The 24,901-nt window shown below is 45.5% G+C and carries 22 protein-coding genes; 13 read left to right on the plus strand and 9 right to left on the minus strand.

Annotated features, from left to right (window positions below; translation table 11 throughout):
* Positions 1 to 578 precede the first annotated feature (578 nt).
* Both L5M49_RS14395 and L5M49_RS14400 read left to right on the plus strand, forming a co-directional pair.
* Positions 579 to 1,790, plus strand: coding sequence for an NnrS family protein (locus L5M49_RS14395; protein ID WP_263266322.1), 1,212 nt, complete (start codon positions 579 to 581; stop codon positions 1,788 to 1,790).
* Entirely contained in the window at positions 1,774 to 3,183 is a 1,410-nt protein-coding gene (locus tag L5M49_RS14400; RefSeq protein ID WP_263266348.1) for an ammonia-forming cytochrome c nitrite reductase subunit c552, read from the plus strand. The genes L5M49_RS14395 and L5M49_RS14400 overlap by 17 nt, the downstream gene beginning before the upstream one ends.
* A gap of 285 nt (positions 3,184 to 3,468) precedes the next feature.
* On the opposite strand, the gene L5M49_RS14405 is transcribed toward L5M49_RS14400, so the two are convergent.
* Both L5M49_RS14405 and L5M49_RS14410 read right to left on the minus strand, forming a co-directional pair.
* Positions 3,469 to 5,046, minus strand: coding sequence for an ATP-binding cassette domain-containing protein (locus L5M49_RS14405; protein WP_263266323.1), 1,578 nt, complete (start codon positions 5,044 to 5,046; stop codon positions 3,469 to 3,471).
* Positions 5,043 to 6,644, minus strand: a complete 1,602-nt coding sequence (locus L5M49_RS14410) for an ATP-binding cassette domain-containing protein (protein WP_263266324.1) — start codon at positions 6,642 to 6,644, stop codon at positions 5,043 to 5,045. Before L5M49_RS14410 ends, L5M49_RS14405 begins: the two co-directional genes overlap by 4 nt.
* 319 nt (positions 6,645 to 6,963) lie before the next feature.
* Here L5M49_RS14410 and L5M49_RS14415 point away from each other — a divergent pair, with 319 nt between their 5' ends.
* The 9 genes from L5M49_RS14415 to L5M49_RS14455 all read left to right on the plus strand — a co-directional run bounded on the left by L5M49_RS14415 (position 6,964) and on the right by L5M49_RS14455 (position 17,570).
* Positions 6,964 to 9,081 (plus strand): TonB-dependent receptor, encoded by a 2,118-nt coding sequence (locus L5M49_RS14415; RefSeq protein ID WP_263266325.1) that lies wholly within the window; start codon positions 6,964 to 6,966, stop codon positions 9,079 to 9,081.
* 92 nt (positions 9,082 to 9,173) lie between these two features.
* A complete protein-coding gene (locus tag L5M49_RS14420; RefSeq protein ID WP_219234616.1) occupies positions 9,174 to 9,884 on the plus strand; it encodes a TetR/AcrR family transcriptional regulator in 711 nt (236 codons plus the stop codon).
* A gap of 72 nt (positions 9,885 to 9,956) precedes the next feature.
* Positions 9,957 to 10,898 carry an ABC transporter permease gene (locus L5M49_RS14425; RefSeq protein WP_287480675.1) on the plus strand — a complete coding sequence of 314 codons (942 nt, stop codon included), beginning with the start codon at positions 9,957 to 9,959 and terminating at the stop codon, positions 10,896 to 10,898.
* Positions 10,895 to 11,845 (plus strand): iron chelate uptake ABC transporter family permease subunit, encoded by a 951-nt coding sequence (locus tag L5M49_RS14430; protein WP_263146845.1) that lies wholly within the window; start codon positions 10,895 to 10,897, stop codon positions 11,843 to 11,845. The genes L5M49_RS14425 and L5M49_RS14430 overlap by 4 nt, the downstream gene beginning before the upstream one ends.
* Positions 11,842 to 12,624: an ABC transporter ATP-binding protein gene (locus tag L5M49_RS14435; RefSeq protein ID WP_263146848.1), complete on the plus strand. Its 783-nt coding sequence runs from the start codon at positions 11,842 to 11,844 to the stop codon at positions 12,622 to 12,624. Before L5M49_RS14430 ends, L5M49_RS14435 begins: the two co-directional genes overlap by 4 nt.
* Positions 12,621 to 13,622, plus strand: coding sequence for a siderophore ABC transporter substrate-binding protein (locus L5M49_RS14440; RefSeq protein WP_263146849.1), 1,002 nt, complete (start codon positions 12,621 to 12,623; stop codon positions 13,620 to 13,622). Before L5M49_RS14435 ends, L5M49_RS14440 begins: the two co-directional genes overlap by 4 nt.
* A 154-nt stretch (positions 13,623 to 13,776) precedes the next feature.
* The gene (locus L5M49_RS14445; protein WP_028761491.1) at positions 13,777 to 14,067 is read left to right on the plus strand and encodes a DUF2607 family protein; all 291 of its coding nucleotides are present in this window, start codon (positions 13,777 to 13,779) and stop codon (positions 14,065 to 14,067) included.
* Positions 14,068 to 14,152: 85 nt separating this feature from the next.
* Complete coding sequence (locus L5M49_RS14450) at positions 14,153 to 16,324, plus strand: TonB-dependent siderophore receptor (protein WP_263266326.1); 2,172 nt, start codon at positions 14,153 to 14,155, stop codon at positions 16,322 to 16,324.
* Positions 16,314 to 17,570, plus strand: coding sequence for a DUF1624 domain-containing protein (locus L5M49_RS14455; RefSeq protein WP_263266327.1), 1,257 nt, complete (start codon positions 16,314 to 16,316; stop codon positions 17,568 to 17,570). The genes L5M49_RS14450 and L5M49_RS14455 overlap by 11 nt, the downstream gene beginning before the upstream one ends.
* A 94-nt stretch (positions 17,571 to 17,664) precedes the next feature.
* Here L5M49_RS14455 and dpsA read toward each other — a convergent pair whose 3' ends face one another.
* Complete coding sequence (dpsA, locus tag L5M49_RS14460; protein WP_028761488.1) at positions 17,665 to 18,132, minus strand: DNA starvation/stationary phase protection protein DpsA; 468 nt, start codon at positions 18,130 to 18,132, stop codon at positions 17,665 to 17,667.
* 243 nt (positions 18,133 to 18,375) lie between these two features.
* On the opposite strand from dpsA, the gene L5M49_RS14465 reads away from it, so the two are divergent.
* Positions 18,376 to 18,741: a hypothetical protein gene (locus L5M49_RS14465; protein WP_028761487.1), complete on the plus strand. Its 366-nt coding sequence runs from the start codon at positions 18,376 to 18,378 to the stop codon at positions 18,739 to 18,741.
* 47 nt (positions 18,742 to 18,788) lie between these two features.
* Positions 18,789 to 19,376: a ribosomal protein S18-alanine N-acetyltransferase gene (gene rimI, locus L5M49_RS14470; protein ID WP_411569107.1), complete on the plus strand. Its 588-nt coding sequence runs from the start codon at positions 18,789 to 18,791 to the stop codon at positions 19,374 to 19,376.
* Positions 19,377 to 19,569: 193 nt separating this feature from the next.
* Here the strand turns inward: rimI and lipA are convergent, their stop codons facing one another.
* The 6 genes from lipA to mltB all read right to left on the minus strand — a co-directional run bounded on the left by lipA (position 19,570) and on the right by mltB (position 24,889).
* Complete coding sequence (gene lipA, locus L5M49_RS14475; protein ID WP_263266328.1) at positions 19,570 to 20,535, minus strand: lipoyl synthase; 966 nt, start codon at positions 20,533 to 20,535, stop codon at positions 19,570 to 19,572.
* Positions 20,532 to 21,185, minus strand: coding sequence for a lipoyl(octanoyl) transferase LipB (gene lipB, locus L5M49_RS14480; RefSeq protein WP_263266329.1), 654 nt, complete (start codon positions 21,183 to 21,185; stop codon positions 20,532 to 20,534). Before lipB ends, lipA begins: the two co-directional genes overlap by 4 nt.
* Before the next feature lie 93 nt (positions 21,186 to 21,278).
* Complete coding sequence (ybeD, locus tag L5M49_RS14485; RefSeq protein ID WP_006082758.1) at positions 21,279 to 21,545, minus strand: DUF493 family protein YbeD; 267 nt, start codon at positions 21,543 to 21,545, stop codon at positions 21,279 to 21,281.
* 121 nt (positions 21,546 to 21,666) lie between these two features.
* Positions 21,667 to 22,842, minus strand: a complete 1,176-nt coding sequence (locus L5M49_RS14490; protein ID WP_028761483.1) for a serine hydrolase — start codon at positions 22,840 to 22,842, stop codon at positions 21,667 to 21,669.
* A 141-nt stretch (positions 22,843 to 22,983) separates the two neighbouring features.
* Complete coding sequence (locus L5M49_RS14495) at positions 22,984 to 23,829, minus strand: septal ring lytic transglycosylase RlpA family protein (protein WP_263266330.1); 846 nt, start codon at positions 23,827 to 23,829, stop codon at positions 22,984 to 22,986.
* Positions 23,813 to 24,889, minus strand: coding sequence for a lytic murein transglycosylase B (gene mltB / locus L5M49_RS14500; RefSeq protein ID WP_105251681.1), 1,077 nt, complete (start codon positions 24,887 to 24,889; stop codon positions 23,813 to 23,815). Before mltB ends, L5M49_RS14495 begins: the two co-directional genes overlap by 17 nt.
* Between the last annotated feature and the right edge of the window lie 12 nt (positions 24,890 to 24,901).

Below are 24,901 nucleotides of genomic sequence, written 5' to 3' on the forward strand. Positions count from 1 at the left end.
CATTTTTTAACGCTACCAATTGCCAGTATTATTTCCATTTTTTTGTCGTAACCCTCTACATAACTGCGGCTTGTAGGCTCATTTACTGTCAATGCTTGTTCATCAAATAGGTTGTTGGCGAAGTCACTAATCCGCCAGTTTTTAGACTGATAATCGATGCTAAAGCGAGTTACCACATAATCATCTGCAACTGTCATCGCCGTTATAAATCGAGCTGCCTGTGCTATCAAAGTCTTGGCTTTGTTCAAAATAAGATAGGCTGATAAAACCACGGTTATTTAAATCAAAACGGTATTTATCCTATCTAAAATTTACGAATGTGTGACTGGTTTGTGCCGTTACTTGTGTAAAAGTCTGCATTGAACCTTTGCCTGTCATGAACCCACAGTACATTGATCAAGACTATTAGCCGTCAGAAATGAGTATTCCACGACACTTTATTTTTTGTTCATCTTTGGGATCTTAGTTCCAAAATCTAAGATTTAGTTTGAATTGAAGGCCATAACAGTACAATATAAGAACTATATTGAATGCATCTTAAGTGTGTTCATCATCGTTCTGCTACTCGGCTAACTACTATGCTAAATATTGATGATCCTACACAAACCGAACGTACTCACGCGTTATGGCGCTTAGGCTTTAGACCTTTTTTCCTTGGGGGAGCAATATTAGCTGCGCTATATATCCCTTTATGGCTATTAACTTGGTTTACTCCCCAATATAGTTTTTTCCCTTCATCCTTTTGGAGCAAGATATTGCCGCTATGGTGGCATCCACATGAAATGCTGTTCGGTTTTGCTATGGCAATTGTGTGTGGATTTTTGCTGACTGCCGTTCAAAATTGGACGAACCAACCCACATTAAAGGGATGGCCACTCGCATTGACCTTTAGCTGCTGGCTATTGGCACGATTATTACTCTTACTCCCAATGCAAGTTCCGCTCATTTTGCCCGCCGTGTTTGATTCATTGTTCCTTGGTATGGCAAGCCTTACCCTATGGCGCTGTATTTATAAGGTGAAGCAATGGCGCAATATTGGTTTTCCGATCATGTTGTTTACTGCACTCGTGATTAACAATGTCAGCTATTACGCCCTTTTTGAGCGCGACTTTATTCTTGCCAACCAGATCTGGCAGGCGATGTTATGGTGGTTAGCCTTACTTATCACCATAGTCGGTGGGCGTGTCATTCCATTCTTTACCGCGATGCGCATTAAGGCCACTAAAGCAGATCCCTTAACTTGGATTGAATACCCGCTGATCCTGACGATGATCTTGCTCGTCATTCAATCACTCATCCACCTTATACCTCTGGAAGTCGAGCGAGGTTTACTGCTCATTGCGGGGCTCTTGCAGATGGTCCGATTTGCACGCTGGTTACCCCATAAAACACTTAAGGAACCTATGTTGTGGTCCTTGCATCTTGCCTATTTAATGTTGCCACTCAGCCTGTTAGCTATGAGTTGGTATCTCGATAATGAATATGCCTATCGCAGTTTGCTTCACCTATTTGCTATTGGTTGTATGGCTACCCTGTGTCTTTCGATGATATCCAGAGTGTCACTCGGGCACACAAGTCGAAATATTTATGAGGGCCCTAAGATGATCTTGGCATTTATTTGCCTACCGTTAGCGGCACTGCTCAGGGCACTGATGCCCATCTGGTTTCCGGCCCACACCCAAGTCTGGTTATGGTTGGCTGGCAGTTGCTGGTTTATCGCATTTGCACTGTTTGTATGGCATTACTTGCCGATACTTTCTCGCCCCCGTATCGATGGGCGCCCAGGTTAATATTGATGTTAGGACAAAAGGATACAAAGTGAAAACTTATTTGAAAACAGTTACATTGCTAAAAATGATTTGCTTGCTCGCCATAACTACATGTACATCTGTAGCGGCTTCCGATACTAGCAATCAACAAAAATATCCTAACCAATATCAATCTTGGCAAGCCACCTCTGAACAAGTTGAACGCGAGGATATGCTCGCCAATTATCCCGCCAGCATCATACTCTGGGCAGGATCTTCCTATGCCAAAGAGTACCATAGCCCACGTGGGCATCATTTTGCCGTTGCTGATGTGACGCATACTTTACGTACAGGTATCCCCCCTAAAGCAGGAGAGAAAGGATTATCCGCCAGTTGTTGGACCTGCAAGACACCGGATGCCCCTAGATTGATTGAACAACTGGGATTTGAAGGATACTCCGCTAAAAACTTTACCGATCTGGGCAAAGAGATCCAAAGCGTAGTGTATTGCAGTGATTGCCATGAATCTGGCACTAATAAGTTAACTTTACCTCGTCCTCATGCCCAAGAGGCTATGGCTAAAATTCACCTGCCATTCGATAAACAAGATACCGATATGCAAGGTGCACAGGTATGTGGTCAATGTCATGTCACTTACTATTTCCGTCCGGAAAAAAGTAATGTTGTTAATATTCCCTGGATTTTTGGCAGCACAGCCGACGATATTGAAAAATATTATGACACTCGCCGCTTCTTCGAATGGATCCATCCTCTTTCGAAAACGCCCATACTCAAAGCACGTCATCCTGAGTTTGAACACTGGAGTCGCAGTAAACATGCCGAAGTCGGTGTCACTTGCATTACCTGCCATATGCCTACCCAGCAGGATGCAAAAGGTGTTGAATTTACTAGCCATAAAGTTGATAAAGCCTTACCGCATTTTGATAACAGTTGCAGTGGCTGCCATAGCAGTAAAACCAAAATTGAAACCAAGCTCGCGGCCAATAAATTAACGATTGAGACCAAAGCTCGCGAAGTTGAAGCTCTGCTCGTCAAAGCCCACTATGAAGCCAAAGCGGCATGGGATGCAGGTGCTAAATGGGAGAATATGAATGAGCCAATTATGGCGATACGACACAGTCAGTGGCGCTGGGACTTTGCCATGTCTTCACATGGTTTGTATGCACATAATCCACAAGAAGGTAAGCAGCTTTTAGATAAAGCCATCGAACAAGCGAACGAAGCACGTCATCTGCTCGCTGGAATATTGAAGCAACTTAACGTGACTCAAGTTAGTTATCCAGATATCAGTACTAAGGAAAAGGCCCATCAAGCGATAGGGTTAGTTGAATCGGATTTAATCAAAGAAAAACAAAAGTTTATTGAAGAGGATGTTAATAAAAATTGGCACCCTGTCGCAAAATATGGTTATTAGTTTATTAACGGGTGGCTGATAATTTGAGGGATTTTAAAGCTCAAAAGCGAGAGGAAGTTCGAGTATTTATGCTTTGATTCAGTGAGCGTTATGCCAACAAGGCTTGGTCGGTTCTACAGCAATGCTCATCTTCTTTGCACGAGCAATAACTGCAGTCGAAATGATTCATGTCATTTCGGCTGCAGTACATAACTCATTGATATGTTGGTCAGTAACGACAACTTAATCACTGTAATCTGTGTCAGACATCTGTAATTTAGTTTTTTAATGCGTAGAAAGCCGCTCCTACTTTGAGGCAAGTGATTGATGAAATTCTATTATCTTAGTTGGCTGCCAAAGTGATTGGTTTCGGTGCGAAACTAAAACCAATGTACAACTCTGTTCGCAAATAGCCCTGGCAACGCGCTTTTCTGTCTCTTCATCCAATGCCGAGGTGGCCTCATCCATTATCAGAATCGGCGCATTTTTGATAAGCGCACGTGCTAAGGCAAGCCTTTGGCGTTCCCCTCCCGATAACCCTGCACCTTGTAAGCCGACTTCTTGGTAAATGCCCAGTTCTGATCTGTCTAATACTTCATCTAGCGCCACTTGGCGTGCCGCTTTATCTACGGCTTGATCGTCGGCATCAGGGTTACCAATGCGAATATTACTGGCAATGGTACCTGTAAAGATGAGTGGATCCTGCGGCACATAGGCGAAAAAGCGGGCAAGTTCAGCGGCGGGGATTGATTTGAGTGGCACCTTGCCCAAAGTGATCAGGCCTAGGGTGGGATCATCAAAGCGCATCAATAGCTTAAGTAAGCTGGTTTTACCTGAACCGCTCGGGCCACAAATCAGCACGCGTTCACCTGATTCGATAGTGGCATTGATATTTTGCACCGCAGGGGGAAATGTTACGTTATTCAATTCGATTGTATGATTGTTCGGTGTCTTTTGTTGCGCTTGGCTTGGCTGTTTGAGCGTTGGCGCATGAGTCGCTTGTCGATAGTGTTTAATAGCCGCTAACTGATCATTAATGCTTATTGCCGCCACGGCGAGAGTTTCAAGTGGCGCCGCCGCGCGCATGGTCAACATCAAAACAGCGAGCAGCATTATCGTATTGTTTATACCGGATAGCACTAGGTAGAGTGCCATGCCTGCAATAGGTAAAAAACTGGCGATAGCCGACAGTAATGTTGCTATAGCAGCGGCGCGATTAGTTCGTTCCAATGCGATTTCTTGTGTTTGCCAGTTTTGCTCCACCCGTGTTGTTGCGCCGCTATATCCTGCTGCTGTGCGCAGTAACTCTAAGTGGTCGATCAGTTCAAGGGTTGACTGCTCTGCTGCTAATTCAGTGTTGTTTCGGTCCATATCTGCGCGGGCAAGGGCTCGTTGCGCCATACTCTGAATCACAAATGACACGAGCAACAAGCTAGCCAACATTAGTACCAGTGGTATGCCACCGAGCAATCCTATGCCAAAGGTAATGCAGAGCGGAATAAGCGGTGCATGAATAAATACCTGAAATTGATGTGCCGGAATACTCATAAAGCCAGGAATGCTCCGAGAGACAGTTTCTATGAGTAGTGTCCTGACACTCGGTGTAAACCAAGATAGTTTAGCTTGTTGCATGGTCGTGCCTAATGCACTGTAGAGCGCATTGGCCAGCCTTGCGCCAGCCCAAAAGCCAGAACGCGAAGCCAGTATTGTGGTGAGTATGGTTATCGCGGCAATGAATAGCACTTTTTGTGGTGATTGCTGCTCAATAATGGCTAAAGCCAGTTGAATGTAGCATGCGGCTTCCAATATGGCCGCCACAGCCCAACCGCAGGCAACAGGTATTAAGTGTTTTATGGCTGCATAATCTTGGGGACGATTTATCATTGGCCTTCTCCTTCCCTGTGATGATGCTTGAGTGCGAGCTTGTCATCCGCCAGCTCGGCAAGCGTTAAGTCATGGGTGACTATCACAATGGTTTTGTGGTTTGTTTTTGCGTGATGACGTAGTGCTGTGAACACGTTAAACGCCGTTTCGCTGTCTAGGGCCGATGTGGGTTCATCAAGCAATATCACCCTAGCGGGTGAAAGAAACACACGGGCAAGATTAACGCGTTGTATTTCACCGCCAGACAGTGTGCTTGCATGAGTATTTAAGGGTTTATCCAATTGCGCGCAGTGTAATGCTGCTAAGTAATCCTCATCCGTGGCATAAGGTGCGGTGAGCGCGAGATTGTCGGCGATGGAGGTTGCCAGTAGTCCCGCACTTTGCGGTAATAGCATGATCGCGCGATTAATCGAGGCTTCATCCATCTCTTTGAGTACCATACCAGCGAGTCGAATATCTCCGGCATGTAGCGGCTCCATGCCAGCTAATAAGCGCAGTAATGTGGATTTACCAACACCACTGATCCCTGTAATTGCCGTGACTCTGCCAGATCTAAATTGATAGTTAATGGGCACAGATTGATTGCTTGTAGACAGTGAAGGCACAACATTCGTGAGGGTGAGCGGCATATTTGCATTAAGCTCAATATTGCCGTTACCAACAGGAACTCTCGATTGCTCAAGAAAATCCGTTAGCCGCTGAGCGGCAGCGCGGCCCGTGGCGAGATAATCAAGCCCATGCCCGAGCTTTAGGGCTGGCGTGACTATGGCCAGACTGAAGAACAAGGCTGCAGCAAGGTTTTCTGGCGGCCATTCATACCCGATGGCATAGACAATGGCAAAAGTACAGACAGCCTGCAGTAGTGATGTGGCCACGGCGACTGAAGTTGATACCTTGCTTACCCGCTCAAGAATCTCCCCAATAAAATGTGTCGTTGCCTTTTGGTAATCGGCCATAGCACCCGTTTGTGCGCCATAAATGCGAAATACAGGCGCACCACGCGAGTAATCATCCACTGCAGCAGTGATATTTCCCATCACATTAACTCGTGCTTCACCCTGTTTTGCAGCAAGCCTTGGGACTACCACCAAATAGAAAAGCGCGGCGACGAGGCCTGGGATAAGGGCAAGTAATGACACTGGGCCCGCGCTTAAGATCAGCAAACCGATAGTAATGGCAGGGACAATGATAAAGGTCGCTAATTCTGAGGGTAAATGCGCGATCATATGATGCAATGACGCTATGTCATCGACCATTAATCGCTTTAACTTTTCGCCCTTATATTTTGCCAAAGTACTTGGTGGCAACCTAACAAGATGCGCTGCAACATCACGCTTTAATCTTCCAGAAAATTGCGCCTCAGCATTGTGATTAATCCAAGAGGCGCTACCAGAAAGCAGTGCCGACAATATCCAAAATATGAGCGCACCCGCTAACCAAAATGAATGATACCCAGCAATAAGCTGTATTACGCACCAGAGTGCGCTTAGTGCCATCACGCCGGTACCAGCCGCTAGTAATGTTCCGATAGTGAGTGCGGTAATCATCGGACGTAAGGCCAAAGCTAGTTTTGAATGGGGGCTGAAAAGTAACTGCATTTTAATGTTCACCTAAAAAATCGAAGTGGATCAGGCCGGGCTTCTGTCTGGAATGCGTGCTTAGCACAAGCCAAATTAAGTAATGAAGTCTTGATATTGCGGAGTAAAAAATAGTCTGAGTGCCAGATTTTATGGGCAAATGAACATCCACGAGCCAAATTCCTTGTTTCATAAAAATTGAACCATCTTGAGATGGCGACCATATTAAGCGGTCATTTTTATTTATCAACATGGTGTTGATAAATTTTTTGAACGGCGATAATATAATTGATAACTATTCTCATTGGCAACAAATCTTTCGTATAAGGAGTTATTACACATGCCCCGATTTGGTAAGTTTTACCCACAATCAAAGTGGGTTATCGGTTCTCTTGCGCTGGGGCTTAGCGCTATTTCCGGCTCAACTATTGCTGACAGTGGAACTGCTCCGGATAAGCAATCCAAGCAACAAGATGCAGCGGGAAATATTGAAGTCATCACAGTTTACGGTCAGAAAATCGAGCGCACGCTGAAAGAAACTGCGAGTTCAGTGACAGTGATCACTGAAGAACAGTTGAGGAAAAATGCCGACCAATCAACGATTTCTGAAATTCTCGGCGGTACGCCAAACTTAATTTATGCCGGAAATACCGATGCGCCCATTATCCGCGGAACGGATACTAAAGGGCCTGTTGCAGCGGGTAATGCCTACTTATCTAAGCCTGTGCCTGGGGCAACTATCAGTGTTGATGGTAAATATCTGAGCCCCGCAGAACTGGATTTAGGTGCCGCAGGCGTGTGGGATGTGTCGTCTATTGAAGTCTACCGTGGTCCGCAAACGACCAGTCAAGGAGCCAACAGTATTGCTGGCGCCGTAGTCATCCATACCCATAACCCCACTTATACGCCAGAATTTGCAGCGCAAGCACTTTATGGCAGTCGGAATAAGCAGCGCTTTTCGGTCATGGCGTCCGGTGCGCTAAGTAATGACTTTGCCGCAAGAATTAGCGCAGATTACAGCGCTAGAGATACCTTTGTTGATTACGTTAACCCAGAGTTTACTGCCCATGATTTAGATTTTGAGTTTAAAAACCAAAATCTACGGGCGAAGTTGTTATGGGAACCCGAAAAATACAGCAACTTTTCCGCCATGCTGACTTATTCCTCCACTGAGGCTAAACGTCCCAGAAACGAGGTGGTATCAGAACCCTATGATGACTTAGAAAATCGTTCAATTTTTCAGGATAATCAAGAAGTCAGCAATCATGTCGGAATTTTTGATCTTGAATATGTGTTCGATAATGGCATGAAGCTGCATAACCAACTGCAGTATTCAGAAGGGCAGTTTGATTATCGCTTCGCAGCACCTTATCAAGGGATTGCAAAACGAGATAATGAAAACTTTTCGAATGATATAAGGCTGAACTTTGGTGACAAAAGTTCAGAATTTAGTGGGGTTGCCGGTGTATTCTACTGGGATGATAAAACCAACAACAAGCTGAACAACGTATTTGGTAATGCCGACGCAGACCTGAGGCATACCAGTTTTGCCCCCTACGGTGAAGTCATATGGCGCTTCTCACCTAAGTGGGCATTCACCAGCGCTCTTCGTTATCAGTCTGATGAAATTAGCCACGATGGTATTGCCAGCTACATCCCAGGTGTGCGCCATCAATATGAAGAGACGTTTACGGCGTTATTACCTAAGGTTGCCCTGTCCTATGATCTGACAGATAACGTCTTAGTCGGCGCTATGATCAGTGAAGGTAACATTCCTGGGGGCACAGGCATTAACTTCCGCGGCGGCGAATATTATACATTCGATGCCGAATCGGCATGGAACTATGAACTTTTTACCCGTATCGATCTGCTTGAACAACGCTTGATCATAAATAGCAATCTCTTTTACACCCGCTTTAAGGATTCACAACGTTCAGTTACTGATTACCTCGATGGGCGTCCCTTTGGTTCTGTCATTATTAATGCTGATGAAGCGCAGAGCTATGGGATTGAATTAGATTGGAACTTTAAAGTGGCCGATAGTTTTAGCCTATATGGTGGGCTGGGTTTACTTGAAACTGAGATAAGTGAATTTAATGACTACCGTGGCGAGGAGTTTGTCGGCAACGAGTTTAGTAAAGCGCCGGGATATATGTTCAATATAGGGTTTGACTATTCAATCACAGACGCCATTAAAGTGAGCGGTGATGTGCGCCATACGGATGGATACTTTTCAACGGATACCAATGAGCCAGAGTTAAGAGTGGGATCTTACACTACGGTAAACCTGAATTCTTCCTATCAAATCAACCAATATTTTGAAGCCTTTGTTTATGCACGCAATTTGCTGGATGAACGTGCACCCGTGGCAAAAATGGCTGACAGAAGTACCGGAGGCGTGGATGCATATTTACTTGAACCTCGAGAAATAGGTGTAGGCGTTAGGGCGAAGTTTTAGCGGCTAGATTCTACCCGCGGTATTGGCTATTGCCATGCAGCGGGTAGCAAGAGCGGTTAGAATGGCTTTTTTGCCTTGGAAACCTTATCGATATGACACAAGTACCGGATCAACCCACTCAAAAACGCCAGCGTGGCAGACCTAGCCGTATTTCCCGTGAGGCTATCGCCAGAGCTGCGTTGGAGATTGGGGTTGATCAAGCGACCATCCCTGCTATAGCCGCGCATTTAAAGGTCGATCATTCTTCCCTCTACCATCACGTAGCAGGTCGGAATGATGTTATCTCCATTGCTGCTGAGCTTGCAATTAATGAGCTGGACTGGCGAGCGCCAGCGGCCACAGATTGGCGGAGCGAATTGATCATATTGACCGATGCCATTTGGGCACTCTATGAGCGTCATCCTGGCCTCGCTGAGTCTATCCATCAGGCCAGTGTTACGCCGTCATCGGGTATACGTTCTTTTGCTGAATCGGTCGAAAAGCTGCAACGCAAAGGCTTCTCCCTCGATGAAGCAGTGCTGGCCGTTGATATCTTAGTTGACATGGTGGGGGAGTGCTTTTTGGGATGGTGGTCAACCACTAAACCAGAAGCCGATGGTCGGACACGTAAAGAGCGAATTATCGCAATTTGGGAAGATGAAGCCACCAAGCTCCCTGATAAAGCTGAGCAGATAAATGCGATGGTAGACATTATGAAGGTGGGCGCTCGCAAATGGTGGGAGCGAAAACGTGACTTAGTGTTAGCGGGTATTGCCGTTACCCATGCCCAAAAGGCAGGGGGATCTGATAAGGCTCAAACATAGCGCGTCGATATGAAAACCTCATAGCGGCTGCAGATTAGTACAAGATTTATTGCGTATAGGAAGTATCAGTTTGTGAAGGTGGTTTATGCACTGACGTGCTTTTTTGTGCTTTGTTTTGCCTCATTGCTGCTAGGCGCAAAGTATGCCTCTGTGGCGCAGATGCTGACGTTATCGGATGATGTTTGGTTGGTGTTATCTGCTAGTCGTCTGCCGCGGCTCTTTGCCTTGATTTGCTCAGGTGTCGGGCTCGCAGTCTGTGGCGTGATATTACAGCAGATTGTGCAAAACAAGTTTGTTGAACCTGCTACTTGTGGCGGGCTTGATGCCGCCAAACTAGGCATATTAATTTCAATCATTCATGCCCCGAGTATGGGGGTTACCGCCAGAATGTTGGGGGCTTTGGTTTTTTGCCTGCTTGCGAGCTTAGCCTTTATTCTGATTATTCGTGGTATTCGGTATAAGAGTCCGGTGCTCATTCCAATTATTGGGATTATGTTTGGCAGTGTACTCAGTGCGATAGCGGAACTTTATGCTTATCAAAACAATATGATGCAGAGTATGCAGGGATGGATGCTGGGTGATTTTTCAAAAATCGTGCAGGGCAACTACGAAATCATCTATCTGATCCTTCCCGTGGTCATACTGACCTACCTTTATGCACAGCGCTTTACCATAGTGGGAATGGGCGAAGGCTTGGCTACCACACTAGGCCTGAGTTATTTCAACCTAGTTATCTTAGGGTTAGTGCTGGTTTCCCTGACTATAGCGACCACAGTTATCACAGTCGGGAGCATTCCATTTATTGGTTTGATTATTCCTAATCTTGTCGCTATGCGTTACGGCGATAATTTAAAACGTACCTTGCCTATTATCGCCTTTGCTGGCGCAACGCTTCTGATTATCTGTGACTTGCTTGGTCGGATTATTTTGTATCCCTTTGAAATTCCTATAGGTCTAACGGCAAGCTGTTTAGGTGGACTCATATTTTTAGTTATCGTTTGGAAAATCAAATGAAAGACAGTGCATGGCGTTTTTTGAGCTGGGGGCTGCCTATTATGTTGGCAGTCACATTTTTATTGATGGGCTCAGGCTTTGATTTTGACTATGTCATACCGAATAGATTGGTGCGTTTAGCTACAATTTGCCTTGGTGGTGTCTGTATTGCGTTTTCTTCGATACTGTTTCAGACCTTAGCCGGAAATCGCATTTTAACGCCATCTATCATGGGGTATGAAGGGGTTTACTTGATTTTGCAGGCACTGTTGATCCTTATCTTAGGGACGGGCAGCAGTATTCTGATCACCGCTAACAGCAATTTTTCTGTCTCAGTCGTGGTGATGTTGCTTTACTCAATGGCGATTCATCGTTGGCTATTTAGCGGAGATCGACATGATGTGTTCTTCCTACTGCTTGTGGGCTTAGTGCTCACTGTGGTGTTAGGCAGTTTTACTCAGTTAATCCAATATTCTATCAGTCCCGGTGAGTTTTCTATTTTCCAGAGCTACAGCTTAGCGTCGTTCAACCGCGCTCAACCAGAGCAATTGCTTATCTCTCTAGTACTTGTTAGTGCCGTGTGTATTGCCGCTTGGAGAGTGCGTGCTGTACTTGATGTATTACTGATGGGGCGGGAGCAAGCTATCTCTCTTGGTATTGATTATCAAAAAGTGGTGCGCCTGCTATTGGGTCTTATCGCGGTATTGGTCGCAATATCAACCAGTTTAGTGGGGCCGACTGCTTTTATGGGGATATTTGTCGCGAATATGGCCTATGCACTGGCAAGGCATCCGTCGCACTCATTTACCTTGATAACAGGATGCGCTGTTGCTATCTCGGTTTTTCTGATCGCGCAAATGCTTGTTGAGCATCTGTTTAATTATCAAACCAGTGTTGGGCTGTTAATTAATCTATTTTGTGGCGCCTATTTCTTTGTCTTAATTCTTAAACCTCGGAGCGCAGTGTGATAACCGTCAATAACTTATATCAGTCTTATAGCGCGAAACCTGTGCTAAAAAATGTCACGGCACAATTTCCCGAACATCAGATGACTTCTCTCATCGGCCCTAACGGTGCCGGCAAAAGTACCTTACTGATGTCGATTGGTCGGTTACTGAATATCCAGCAGGGCGAGGTATTACTCAAAGGTACTGCTATCCACAATATTCCCTTGAAGGATTATGCCAAGCAAGTGGCAACCATGCGTCAGTTTAACAGCCTCAATTTACGCCTGACGGTCAGGGAGTTAGTGGCATTTGGTCGTTTTCCCTATAGCCAAGGGGCACTCACAAAGGAAGATCATCGCGCCATTGATGAAGCGCTGTCGTTTTTAGCTTTACAGTCATTAGCCAATGTATTTATTGATGAACTTAGCGGCGGACAACGCCAAATGGCTTTTCTGGCAATGGCGATTGCGCAGCAAACGGATTATTTATTGTTAGATGAACCGCTCAACAATCTGGATATGAAACATGCCGTTAGCATAATGCGGGCACTTCGCCATCTGTGTGACGATTACAAACGAACGGTAGTGTTAGTGGTTCACGATATCAATTTTGCGGCGAACTACTCCGACTATATTGTCGGTATGAAGCAAGGCGTTGTGCACTGCGCTGGACCCGTTGAAGAGGTCGTCACAGCACAAAGGTTAAAAGCACTGTACGAACTGGATCTTGAGGTGCTGAAAACGAGTCAAGGAACAGTATGTAACTATTTCAACTTCAACTTACAAGGAGAATACAAGTGACGTCGAAATGTAGAAGTGGGACTAAAGTGATAGCGATTCTGTTATTTAGCTCGGCTTTTTTGCTGGCCTGCGACAATAAAACTGAATCAGTACAACTTGCATCATTGGATACGAGTGCTTCAACGGCTGAGTTGGATTTTGCCCCGATAGAGGTAGAGCATAAGCTGGGCACTACTGTTATTACAAAACGGCCAGTACGTGTTGCGGCCCTAGATATGAATGAAGTCGACTATCTCGAACAGTTGGGTATTCCCATTGTCGGTATGCCAAAGGATTTTGTTCCTTACTACCTGAAAGACTACAGCAACAATAGTGATATTGTTGATTTAGGTGCTATCGTTCAACCCAATATGGAACGTATTTATGCACTTAAACCCGATTTGGTGCTGATGTCATCCGTTCAAGCTAGTCATTATCAAGCGCTTTCCAATTTGGCTCCGACCATTCATTTGGATATTGATTACCAAGACAGCAACAGCGATTACTTTGATATAGTCAAACAGCACTTGTTGGTGCTGGGTAAATTATTCGATAAGCAAACCTTGGCAAAACATAAAGTGGATGAACTGGAAAGTAAGATCCAAGCCGCCAGAATGGTGATTAAGGACAGGCCAGAAAAAGCCTTGGTGGTGCTACATAATAATGGCGCTTTTCGATTTTTAGGTATTCGTTCTCGGTATGGGTTCATTTACAGTGCGCTAGGGGTTAAACCCGCTAGCTTGTCAGAGCAGATGGGATTACACGGTCAACCTGTATCAAGCGAGTTTATTCTTGAAAACAATCCCGACATCATTTACGTGGTTGACAGAACCGCAGTGATGGAGCGAAGCCCTGTATTGGATAAACAATCTATCGATAACCCTCTCTTGCGTGAAACTAACGCTTGGAAGACGGGGAATGTTATTTTTGTGGATCCCGAGGCTTGGTATATCACAGGTGCGGGCATAACATCCCTTAATATCATGATTGATGATGTGTTAAAGGGTTATGTAAAGTAGCTGGCTGCAAATAGTCTATGGACGGCATAGCTAATGACTAATGGGATAAGTTACCTCTTGTAACATTTAAGCCCTACGGCTTAGGTAAATCGGTTTGCAACTTTAGTAGTGCTTAACATACAATCGCCTGCCAAATTATCTGAGGAAGTAGGGTTTGAATAGTGTGATACAAACAAGACGCACCCTAGCGATATGGCTTGCTGCCATATTGGTGCTATTGTCTGTTGCCATTGCTGTTCACAGTGTTTCTCATGCTAGTGAAGACTCTAAGGCCAATTGTTCGCTGTGCTTACATCAGCACCAGTTGCAACATGCGCTAACCAGTACACCCTTTCATTTCCAACTCGCTCAACAGGGTTATATTTCGGTTGAGTTTCAGGCAGTTTCCTTTAAGCGACCTTTTAGTCGTTTCTTCAATAGTCGTGCTCCGCCCATAACAGCATAAGTTACTGTTTATTCAATTTATCTTAATTAACTTTGAGCGCCTTGGCTTAGCTAAGGCGCCTATGCTGTTTATTTTCGGAGTGAAAATGACTTCTTTTTATGTCCCTAAGCGCACTGCGCTGTTGCTGGGCGCCTTGTTTGTGCTCAATCCTATTTCAATGCTGTTGGCCGCAGAAAGCAGTCAATCGAGTTCACAAGCTATTGATACTGTGAGTGACGCAGTGCTTGACACTGATATTGAACGTTTAAGTATCCACTATCGCCAAGCCTATCGTGGCAATGTGTCCTCAACTGAACTTCCCCAAGCGATCAGTGTGTTAGACGAGCAATTGATAAAAGACGCGGGGCTGACGCGGTTTCAAGATGTACTGGACTATTCTGCCAGTGTGGCGCGGCAAAACAATGGCGGTGGTTTATGGGATAGTTTTTCCCTACGCGGCTTTCCGGGCAACGAAAACATGCCATCGGGGTATTTAATCAATGGCTTTAATGGTGGCCGAGGTTTTAGTGGTCATAGAGATTTATCAAACGTTGCCTATGTCGAGATTTTAAAAGGCCCAGGTTCGGCACTTTATGGCCGCTCGGAGCCCGGTGGCACAGTTAATATCGTCACTAAGAAACCCCAATATGAAACCAGTGGTTATTTAAAAGCATCGGCTGGGAGTTTCGACCAATATCGGTTAGAAGGTGATGTGACCTCAGGTTTAACCGATAACTTGGCATTTCGGATTAATGGCGCTTGGCAGGAACACGATAGTTTTCGTGATTATGTGTTTAGCGATAAAAAAATAGTTACGCCGTCTGTGCGTTGGCAGATTTCCGAAAAAGCTTCCTTGCTGTATGAAATGGAATACCTCAAGCAGGAACAGCTATTCGATCGCGGTATTATTGTGCTCAATAACGATATTAATACCGTACCACGCTCGCGTTATTTAGGTGAGCCTAATTATGGCGCAACGGAGGTGAATGCCACTGGGCATCAGCTGACCTATGACTATGAATTAAATGATGATTGGTCATTAACTGCTGGCTATAACTATCGAGACTCTAGCTTGAAGGGGTATTCGTCTGATGCCGAGTTAGCAAAGGGGCGGCAATCGCTATTTGATGATGGTCGCACGCTGACTAGGCAGCACAGATATCGTGACTACGCCTCTGAGGATAATTCACTGCGTCTAGAGTTAAGTGGTCATGTGGATACGGGTTTTATTCGTCATAATTTGCTACTTGGTGCCGATGCCTATCACTACAATTTGAAGACGGGACTGTATCGTTATCGGGGCAAAAAAGGTGAATACGCCATCGATATCTATGCCCCTCAATACGGTGGGCCTCAGCCAGAGGTGAGTTTGTTGTATGAGAATAACGAGACTCAAAAGGCGTGGGGGACCTATCTGCAAGATCAAATGGATTTAACTGAAAAGTGGAAGTTGCACCTTGGGCTAAGGTTCGATAGTTATCAGCAAGATATCAGTGAAGTCGCGAAAGATACTCTGTCAGAGCAAACCGATAGTCGAGTCAGCCCCAAGGTGGGGCTGGTGTATTTATGGTCCGATGCCTTAAGTTTCTATAGCTCTTATTCTGAAGGCTTTTTACCGCTTTCTGGAACTGACTTTGCGGGTAAGCCCTTCGAAGCGGAAGAGAGTCAGTCGGTTGAACTGGGGATGAAGTTTAATGGTACTTGGTTAAACGATCTTCCTATAAACGGTAGTTTAGCCGTGTTCGATGCCCAAAAGAGCAATATCTTGACCTCAGATCCTATCAATGTTGGTTTTTCTGCCACCTTAGGTAAAGCTAAAAGTAGCGGGGTTGAACTCGATTTAGCCGCCGAACTGACGGAGGATTTACAAGCAAAATTATCCTATGCCTATCTTAATACCCGTACCGCCAATGACAGCTTGAATCCTGATTGGGGCGTGCTCATTCCTGCAGGCAGTCCACTGGTGAATGTGCCAAAGCATACCGCGAGTGTGATTCTGAAACAGGATTTGAATAGGCTTTCTATTGATGGTCATCTAGGGCTTAGCTGGCGTTATGTGGATTCGCGTCTCGGTGATTCTGCCGATCCGAGTTTTCAATTGCCTTCTTATCAGTTAGTTGGGTTGTTTATGAACACCCACTTAAGCGACAACTTAAGCCTTGGAGTGAATCTGGATAACTTACTGGATGAACATTACATCGCGAGTAGCTATTCCGCTCTTTGGGCCGTGCCGGGTGAGCCACGTAGCATTAAAGTGAGTGTCAGCTATGAATTCTAATATCAGTGCTAACCCAGCGTTATCTTCAGGTTTTGCTGAGCAAGAACTGGGTCGTTCTATTGGCCGCACCCGGATTAATAGTATCGATATGATGCGCGGCATGGTGATGCTTATCATGTTACTCGACCATGTGCGGGAGCGGTTTTTCTTTCACATGCAGGTGAGCGATCCTATGGATTTGAGTTCGACCTCTTGGGGGCTTTTTGTGAGTCGCTTTGCCGCCCATTTTTGTGCGCCGGTCTTTGTGTTCTTAACCGGGGTTTCTGCATGGCTCTATGCCAATCGTAGCCATGGCGAGCCACGTTCAGCACGTATGTTTTTGATTAAACGCGGGCTGTTTTTAATCGCGCTGGAAATTTTAGTGATTAACTTCTCTAACCTCTCTTGGATGGTCAGCTATTACACCCTTTGGTTACAGGTGATTTGGGTGATTGGTCTGAGTATGTTAGCGCTCGCTGCGCTGATAAACCTGCCTAGACCTTGGATGGCCCTTTTAGGATTTGCGATTGTTTTTGGCCATAATCTGTTGACGCCAATTGGTTTTCAGCCCAGTGAGTGGGCTTACGGTCTGTGGACCATATTGCACGACCGCGGTTATCTCGTCAGCGAAGGTGCGCTTAGGGTTAAGGTGAGTTATCCCGTGCTGCCTTGGATTGGGGTGATTTTACTGGGTTATGCTGTAGGGCCACTTTTTAGTAATAAGCCGAACGGAAGCCATCTTGATGCATCGGCTCGCCAGCAAAAGCTGTTGTTTTTAGGGATCAGCTGTTGGGTACTTTTTGCGGTGCTACGTGGGTTTAACCTTTATGGCGAAACCTTGCCTTGGCAGTCGGGGGCACATTTGGGTGAAACCTTGATGTCGGTATTCAATTTAACGAAATACCCGCCATCATTAAGCTTTTTACTGGTGACCTTAGGCGGCATGTTCTTTTGCTTAGTGGCCTTTGAGCGGTATTTTGCATCAAGTGGGAAAGTGGGAGGGGGATTGGCGCGAGTGGGCCATGGGTTGTCTGTGTTTGGCTCAGTCCCTATGTTCTTCTATATCTTACATTTGTACGTGCTGTTACTGCTTTATACTTTAGCGAAATTCATCTTTGGCGCAAACTATGGTGAGTACTTTGGCATGAGCAATATAGGATGGATTTGGTTGATCGCAGGCGTTTTAGCCATCGCATTGTATTATCCCGTTAAGCGATTTAGCGAATATAAAAAGCACAGCACTCAGGCTTGGATTAAGTACCTCTAATCTATTCTGTTTGATCAAGCTTTAAATACAAAAGTCGCCAAGTGTTTACTTGGCGACTTTTTTGCTTTGGTCAGAGCAATAATCTATTTAGCAATTATTCTGCGAGTAAGCTGCGTAGCATCCAAGCATTTTTCTCATGCAGTTGGATGCGCTGGGTGAGTAAGTCCGCAGTCGCTTCATCATTCGCTTGATTCACCAGCGGATACAAGGCTCTGGCATTGCGGATTACTAGCTCCTGATCGCTTAATAGTTCGCGGATCATGGTTTCGGCTTGAGTGACACCTTGATCTTCTTTTATCTCGGTCAGCGCGGCATAGGCTGAATATGAGCCGAGTGCTCTGGCGCCTAATGCACGTACACGCTCTGCGATAAGGTCGACCGCAAGGGCAAGTTCGGTATACTGCTGTTCAAATAGCAAGTGTAAGCTAGTGAACATTGGGCCAGTAACGTTCCAATGAAAGCTATGGGTCTTAAGGTAAAGACTGTAGCTGTCAGCCAATAGTTGGTTTAGCCCTGCGGCGATTTCTTCTCTGTGAGCTTGATTGATACCTATGTTAATCATGGCGTTTTCCTTCTATTGTCTTACTGAGTGTGTTTAGTCTAATCTTCTGATATTAAATGTAAAATGAGTAAATTAGATTTTGTAAATCTATAAATTCGATTGAACTTTCGAGTGTTAAATCTCGTAAGCGATAAAGCCAGGTATCATCTCCTTTCGCCGTGCTGCAGTAACAATGCCATGGCAGAACTGCTATCCTAGCGGCATATTGTGAGTCGATACTTTAATTGAATAAAACTGACCCTAATGAATAAATCAGCCTATTTAACCGCCATGAATGTGACAACTTGGCGAGTGCGCGACACTAAGGTGAAACCTTATTTAGTGATTTGGGATGAAAATGGTGAGTTACCAGAAGCAGAGCCGCTTATTGACGCTGTGCTAACGCTTATCGACATAAAACGGGACGAATGTGATTTTGACTGTGAGCCCCATACGGGTAAACAGATCGTTTGGGATCTGCGGCGTCACAAAGTCAGGCCACGTACCGCATGGTTAGTGTCTGAGCCGTTGGCTGATTTATTGGTGGGTTGGCAGGCTAAAAGCGCGCTCTGGCAGCAGATTTACCAATGGCGCGACCAAGTTAGCGGCCAAGCTCCAAGCAAGTCTTAAGCTCTACTCGTAAATACATTAATAACCAATACATTGGAATACCAGCGTTGAACATCCCACCAGTAGATAGTCTATTCACAACACCATTCGCAGCACAATTGACCGCAGGTTTGCCTGTTGAGCTTGTGGCTCTCACGCTTGAAGATGTTCTCCAAATGGCGCAGCTTGAATCCTTGGCCCATAGCCATCCCATGAGCGAGGGGAATCTTGCCGATTGTTTTGGTCACTTGTACCGTGTCCTAGGTTTAAAGCTGAGTGCTCACTTAGAGGTAGATGCAAATACTGAGGCAAATATTGACGTCGCTTCGGATTCAGATACTTATCACGTCGAAGGACTCTTAGGGTTTGCGATAGTGCAGCAAATTATCGATGAAGTGACTTTATTGGATATTTGCCTATTACCGAGTCAGCAGGGCAAAGGTTACGGTAAGTTATTACTCAAGGCTGTGATGGCATCGGCCAAGGTATCGGGCGCTGTGGTGCTTATGTTAGAAGTGCGAGAGTCTAATCTCGCTGCCCGCGCTTTATATCAACAGGCTGGCTTTATTGAATCAGGACGTCGCAAAGGTTACTACCCGATAGAGGGCGGTAAAGAAGATGCTATCTTGATGGATTTAGCGATAACCCAAGAATAAGCTGAGCATTAGCATTCATGTCGTAAAACGACAGCTATACGAATCACTCTTCATAAACAACAGTCATAAACAACTGTCATAAAAAACAGCGCCTAAGCGCTGTTTTTCTATTTTAATAACCCTGAATTCTATATTACTTAAACTCAGCATCCCCTGAAGTTTGCATAAAGTTTTCCGCATCTAAGCAAGAGGGTTATTTCACTTCTTTACCTTGGGCTTGCAGGTCCGCATGGTAGCTTGAGCGCACTAATGGGCCACAGGCTGCATGGGTAAAACCTAACTCATCGGCTAAGGCTTTAAGCTCATCAAACTCTGCTGGTGGCACATAACGTTCAACCGGCAAATGGAACTTAGACGGCTGTAGGTATTGGCCTAAGGTCAGCATTTCAACTTTATGTTCACGCAGATCACGCAGTACTTGAGCGATCTCTTCGTTGGTTTCACCCAGTCCCATCATCAGGCCTGATTTAGTGGGCACATTTGGATGACGTTCTTTAAAGCGTTTTAGCAGATCGAGCGACCATTGGTAATTCGCACCTGGGCGCGCTTTACGATAATGCATGGGCGCCGTTTCTAAGTTGTGGTTAAACACATCAGGCGGCTCAGTCGATAAAATATCTAAGGCAGCATCGATACGACCACGGAAATCAGGCACTAAGGTTTCGATCTTGATGTCAGGATTTAGTTTGCGGATCTCACGGATACAATCGGCAAAATGCTGGGCGCCACCATCACGTAAATCGTCACGATCTACAGAGGTAATCACCACATATTTTAGCTTCATATCGCGGATAGTTTGCGCCAATTTAACTGGCTCTTCAGCATCAGGCTTAAGCGGACGACCATGGGCCACGTCGCAGAATGGGCAACGACGAGTACAAATCGCACCCAAAATCATAAAGGTTGCTGTGCCGTGGTTGAAGCATTCAGCGAGGTTAGGGCAAGAGGCTTCTTCACAGACCGAGTGCAGGCCATTTTTACGCAGCGCTTGCTTGATGTCTAAAATGCGTTGATTCGATGCCGGCAGTTTAACCCGTAACCAATCGGGTTTACGCAACATAGTGTCGCGCTCTGATGGGACGATTTTGATCGGAATACGAGACACTTTATCGGCATCTCTTAGTTTTACTCCGGGTTGTAAACGTTCAGGCCTATTCATGACGCTGCTAATCCTTGATGATGAACTAGGTGTTGATAGCCCAGTAATTGGCTAAAAGTAATAGTAAGTTGCTGGCCCGCTTCAATCACGGTTTGTGGTCCGCCAAGTGCTTTGCATTGCACCATTTCAAGACCGGCATAACCGCAAGGGTTGATGCGGCGAAATGGTGCTAAATCCATATCGACATTAAGTGCTAATCCATGGAATGAACAGCCTTTACGAATGCGTAATCCGAGGGAGGCAATTTTACGTTCATCCACATATACGCCCGGCGCATCGGCTTTGGCATAAGCGTTAATGTTGTACTTGGCGAGCATATCGACAATGCTTTGCTCTATATGAGTAACGAGCTGACGCACGCCGACTTTACTACGTTTTATGTCGAGAAGAGGATATACCACTAGTTGTCCAGGGCCGTGGTAAGTGACTTGGCCACCACGGTCCACTTGGATCACAGGAATATCGCCAGCATTCAAAATATGCTCGCTTTTACCAGCTTGGCCTTGGGTAAACACGGGTGGGTGTTCTACTATCCACAGTTCATCTGGGCTCTCACTATTACGCGTGTCAGTGTAATGCTGCATGGCATGCCACACTGATTCGTAATCTTGTTTTCCAAGATGCCGAATGTGCAAAGTCGTGTCTTGCAAGGGCAACCTCTCCCCTTAGAATTGAGTGGCGCTATTATACGCCTCTTGACCATAAATGTAAGACAGATCACATTTCATGGCCTTGAGGAATATTTATAGTACGCGGCGTACGCCTTCGATAGCGGCAAGTTCAGTGTACAAAATTTCGATATGGTCTTTGCTGGTCACTGTCACGCGGATAGTAATGGAGTGATAGCTACCTTTGCTCGACGTTTTTGTCGAAGGTGAATAATCACCCGGTGCATGTTTTTGTACCACAGCCACGACTTTGTCAGTTAGCGTTTCGTGGGCTTCACCGACGACCTTAAAAGGAAATGCGCAAGGGAAATCCATCAGTTCATCAAATTTAGTGTCTAACATACTCAGTACTCTTAGCGGCTATATTGGGATATATATGGTGGCGATTATACCCGATTCAAGGGCGATGCACTCCCCAAAAAAATAAAGCCACCCTAAGGTGGCTTTATTTATGGGACTTAGCTTAGCTAAACCATCCAGAAAACATCTGCTTAAAGTAATCGACTAATTTACTAAACCAGCTACCTTCGTTGACTTCTTGCAAGGTCACCAGTGGGAATTGGGCAATGTCTTTACCATCAAGTTGGAAGAATAGACGGCCTACAGTTTCACCTTTTTTCAACGGTGCATCTAATGGCTTAGTCAATTCGAAGTTTGCTTTCAAGTCTTTACCGCGGCCACGGCTGATCGTAATAGGTGTATCAGTTGCGACGCCTAAATCAACAGTGCTCTTGTCACCGTACCATATTTGTTGGGTTGTGAAGCTGTCACCCGCTTTGTAAGGCGTGACAGTTTCAAAGAAACGGAAGCCATAGGTCAGTAACTTTTTACTTTCAGCTTTACGGGCTGATTCACTTTGAGTACCCAGAACCACAGAAATCAAACGCATGCCGTCTTTGGTTGCAGATGCGACTAAGTTGTAACCTGCACCAGAGGTGTGGCCTGTCTTGATACCGTCTACGCTCATGCTGTTATCCCACAACAAACCATTACGGTTATATTGTTTGATACCGTTGAAGGTATAAAATTTTTCGCTATAGATGCGGTATTCTTCAGGAACGTCGCGGATTAAGGCTGCACCTAACAATGCCATATCATAGGCGGTTGTTTTGTGGTTTTCTGAGTCTAATCCATGGGAGTTTTCGAAGTAGCTATCACGCATACCCAGCTGTTTTGTCCATGAGTTCATCATGTCAACGAAGGCGCCTTCGGTGCCAGCGATATGCTCTGCCATAGCCACACACGCATCGTTACCCGATTGGATGATGATACCGCGGTTTAAATCCCCGACTTTAACGGTAGTACCGACTTCAATGAACATCTTCGAGGAGTCAGAGAAGTTTTTAGACCAGGCATTTTTACTGATAGTCACATCATCATCGACCGAGACATTGCCCGCTTTGATTTCTTGACCTATAACATAGCTGGTCATCATTTTAGTTAGGCTGGCTGGGTTAAGGCTTTCATAAGCGTTACTCTCAGCGATAATCTGGCCCGAATTATAATCCATCAAGACGAAAGCCTTGGCGGCCACTGCTGGTGCATCAGGTGTAATAATAGGCTGCGCAGCATAAACGGGGAGAGACACACTGGAAATTAGCAGCAATGTTTTAATGGGACTTTTTACAAAATTCATCATTAACTTGGCACGTCTTTTGGTTGTATTAAATGGAAAGGATTCGAGAAGATCTCCAACAGTGTACCACTTTCTGACTGTGGGTTTTAGTGAAGGTTCCTTCATCTCTATTTTTAAATCAATTTTGGTCCGAGCAAACAGTCATTACTCATGGACTATATAGCCCTCAGGAAACCCATTTTGCTGGACGTTATTGAGCAGTTTGTCTGCTAACTCAGGTTGGCCTATGGGGCCGAGCTGTAGTCTAAACATATTGTTTGCGGCTTGTACACGGGTCTTTACCTGATATTTTCGCTCCAGATTTTTCGCCATGGTATTGAGTTTGGCTTTATCTTTCGATGCGACTAACTGAATGTAATGATTACCTGTATCTTGCGCGCTGGCAATAGCCGAATTAGTGGCCGCGAAACTGCCGACATACACCACATCGAGTTTGATCCGCGCGGTTCCTTTGCCGAGCATGCCGAGTTTATAGGCGGCGGCGTAGGAGACGTCGAGAATACGGTCTGAGTGGAATGGCCCGCGATCGTTGATACGAATGATCACTTGCTTATTGTTATCTAAGTTAGTGATCCGAGCATAACTTGGCAGTGGCAGCGTTTTATGGGCACCTGACATGGAATACATGTCATAGGGTTCGCCATTGGATGTCTCATAGCCATGAAATTTTTCACCGTACCATGAGGCACGGCCCGTTTCACTAAAACCTTGGCCTGTGTTCATCACAGTGTAAGACTCGCCGTAAACCGTATAGGGCTTGTTACCGCGGCGACTATAGGGCTCGTACTTAGGCGTGGCATTTGGCACATGGTCCACATTGGGTGGATTGAGTGGCAACTTGTCATTCTTTAGCGAATAGCGCCCCTTGTTGGGATCCATATTTTTTTTGTTTGTGCTGGAGCTAGCTTGGTTTGGGCTCGAAGAACACGCAACAAGTGTGAAGCACGCAACCAAAGCGACAAGCTGTAAAAGATTATTTTTTAGCGGCATGCTGTTCCTTTAATTGTTGGCTAAATTGATAAACGGCCATTGAATACAAAGGACTGCGATTATAGCGAGTGATTACATAAAAATTGTTTAAGCCAAGCCAATAATCATCGTGATCGGCTTGTTCCAGTTTAATGAGTAAGGCTTTTTGCGAGACATCCAAGTCCCTCGCATCAGCCAAGGACAAGGTTGGCGTTAGAATATTGGCGACTTTATAATTGAGCTTTTCGCCTGCCCATACTTTCGCTTTTGGCGCTGTTTGGCTGCTATTGACCAGCGGTAAAGCAACAGGAGCATTGGCTTGCCAACCGTGTTCATGGAAATAATTGGCAACACTGCCAATCGCATCCTCTGGGCTTTGCAATAAATCGCGGTTACCACTGTTATCGAAATCGACGGCGTAATGGCGGTAACTTGAGGGAATAAACTGCCCATAACCCATGGCACCCGCATAGGAGCCTTTGAGGGTATTGATATCTAAGTGTTCTTCTTTGACTAATTTCATCAACTCACCAAATTCCTTGCGGAAAAAGGTGGCGCGAGGCGGATAGTGAAAACCTAAGGTATAGAGGGAATCAATCACAGGGTAATTACCTGTGAACTGGCCGTAGAAGGTTTCAATTCCAATAATGGCGACGATAATCTGTGGGTCGACTTGGTACTTAGCCGCCGCTTTAGCAATGGTTTTCTCGTGTTTTTTCCAAAAAGCGAGCCCAGCATCAAGACGTTTTTCTGTTAAAAAAATCGGGTAATACACATGCCAAGGTTTTGCTTCCCATGGACGGGTCATCGCATCGATAACCCCTTGGTTGTATTTTGCTTTGTCGAGAAAAGCGAGCACTTCTGTCCGAGTAAAACCTTGTTTTACTTGAGCTTGGATAAACTCTTCTTTAAGCTCAGCGGGAGTGGCGGGTACTAATACTTTATCCACTGCGGGAGCCACTGGGGTGCTTGAAGCGGGTGCCTGCGCGGGTGTCGGTTCATTTGCCGTGGTGCATGCGACTAAGCATGAACTTAAACACAGTAAACCGAGTGGAGCCAAATAAGCTCGGAGAGTAGGCATAAAAAAGTCCCT

This window comes from Shewanella sp. SM74 (assembly GCF_025653725.1).
Taxonomy (GTDB): domain Bacteria; phylum Pseudomonadota; class Gammaproteobacteria; order Enterobacterales; family Shewanellaceae; genus Shewanella; species Shewanella oncorhynchi.

Excerpts from the sequence above, each read along its gene's own strand:
- L5M49_RS14495 (WP_263266330.1), bottom strand. The coding sequence starts at position 23,829 with ATGCCGCTAAAAAATAATCTTTTACAGCTTGTCGCTTTGGTTGCGTGC.
- L5M49_RS14430 (WP_263146845.1), top strand. The coding sequence starts at position 10,895 with ATGAAAGACAGTGCATGGCGTTTTTTGAGCTGGGGGCTGCCTATTATG.
- L5M49_RS14490 (WP_028761483.1), bottom strand. The coding sequence starts at position 22,842 with ATGATGAATTTTGTAAAAAGTCCCATTAAAACATTGCTGCTAATTTCC.
- L5M49_RS14415 (WP_263266325.1), top strand. The coding sequence starts at position 6,964 with ATGCCCCGATTTGGTAAGTTTTACCCACAATCAAAGTGGGTTATCGGT.
- ybeD (WP_006082758.1), bottom strand. The coding sequence starts at position 21,545 with ATGTTAGACACTAAATTTGATGAACTGATGGATTTCCCTTGCGCATTT.
- dpsA (WP_028761488.1), bottom strand. The coding sequence starts at position 18,132 with ATGATTAACATAGGTATCAATCAAGCTCACAGAGAAGAAATCGCCGCA.
- L5M49_RS14405 (WP_263266323.1), bottom strand. The coding sequence starts at position 5,046 with ATGATAAATCGTCCCCAAGATTATGCAGCCATAAAACACTTAATACCT.
- L5M49_RS14395 (WP_263266322.1), top strand. The coding sequence starts at position 579 with ATGCTAAATATTGATGATCCTACACAAACCGAACGTACTCACGCGTTA.
- mltB (WP_105251681.1), bottom strand. The coding sequence starts at position 24,889 with ATGCCTACTCTCCGAGCTTATTTGGCTCCACTCGGTTTACTGTGTTTA.
- L5M49_RS14410 (WP_263266324.1), bottom strand. The coding sequence starts at position 6,644 with ATGCAGTTACTTTTCAGCCCCCATTCAAAACTAGCTTTGGCCTTACGT.
- L5M49_RS14420 (WP_219234616.1), top strand. The coding sequence starts at position 9,174 with ATGACACAAGTACCGGATCAACCCACTCAAAAACGCCAGCGTGGCAGA.
- L5M49_RS14400 (WP_263266348.1), top strand. The coding sequence starts at position 1,774 with ATGGGCGCCCAGGTTAATATTGATGTTAGGACAAAAGGATACAAAGTG.
- L5M49_RS14455 (WP_263266327.1), top strand. The coding sequence starts at position 16,314 with ATGAATTCTAATATCAGTGCTAACCCAGCGTTATCTTCAGGTTTTGCT.
- lipA (WP_263266328.1), bottom strand. The coding sequence starts at position 20,535 with ATGAATAGGCCTGAACGTTTACAACCCGGAGTAAAACTAAGAGATGCC.
- L5M49_RS14465 (WP_028761487.1), top strand. The coding sequence starts at position 18,376 with ATGAATAAATCAGCCTATTTAACCGCCATGAATGTGACAACTTGGCGA.
- L5M49_RS14450 (WP_263266326.1), top strand. The coding sequence starts at position 14,153 with ATGACTTCTTTTTATGTCCCTAAGCGCACTGCGCTGTTGCTGGGCGCC.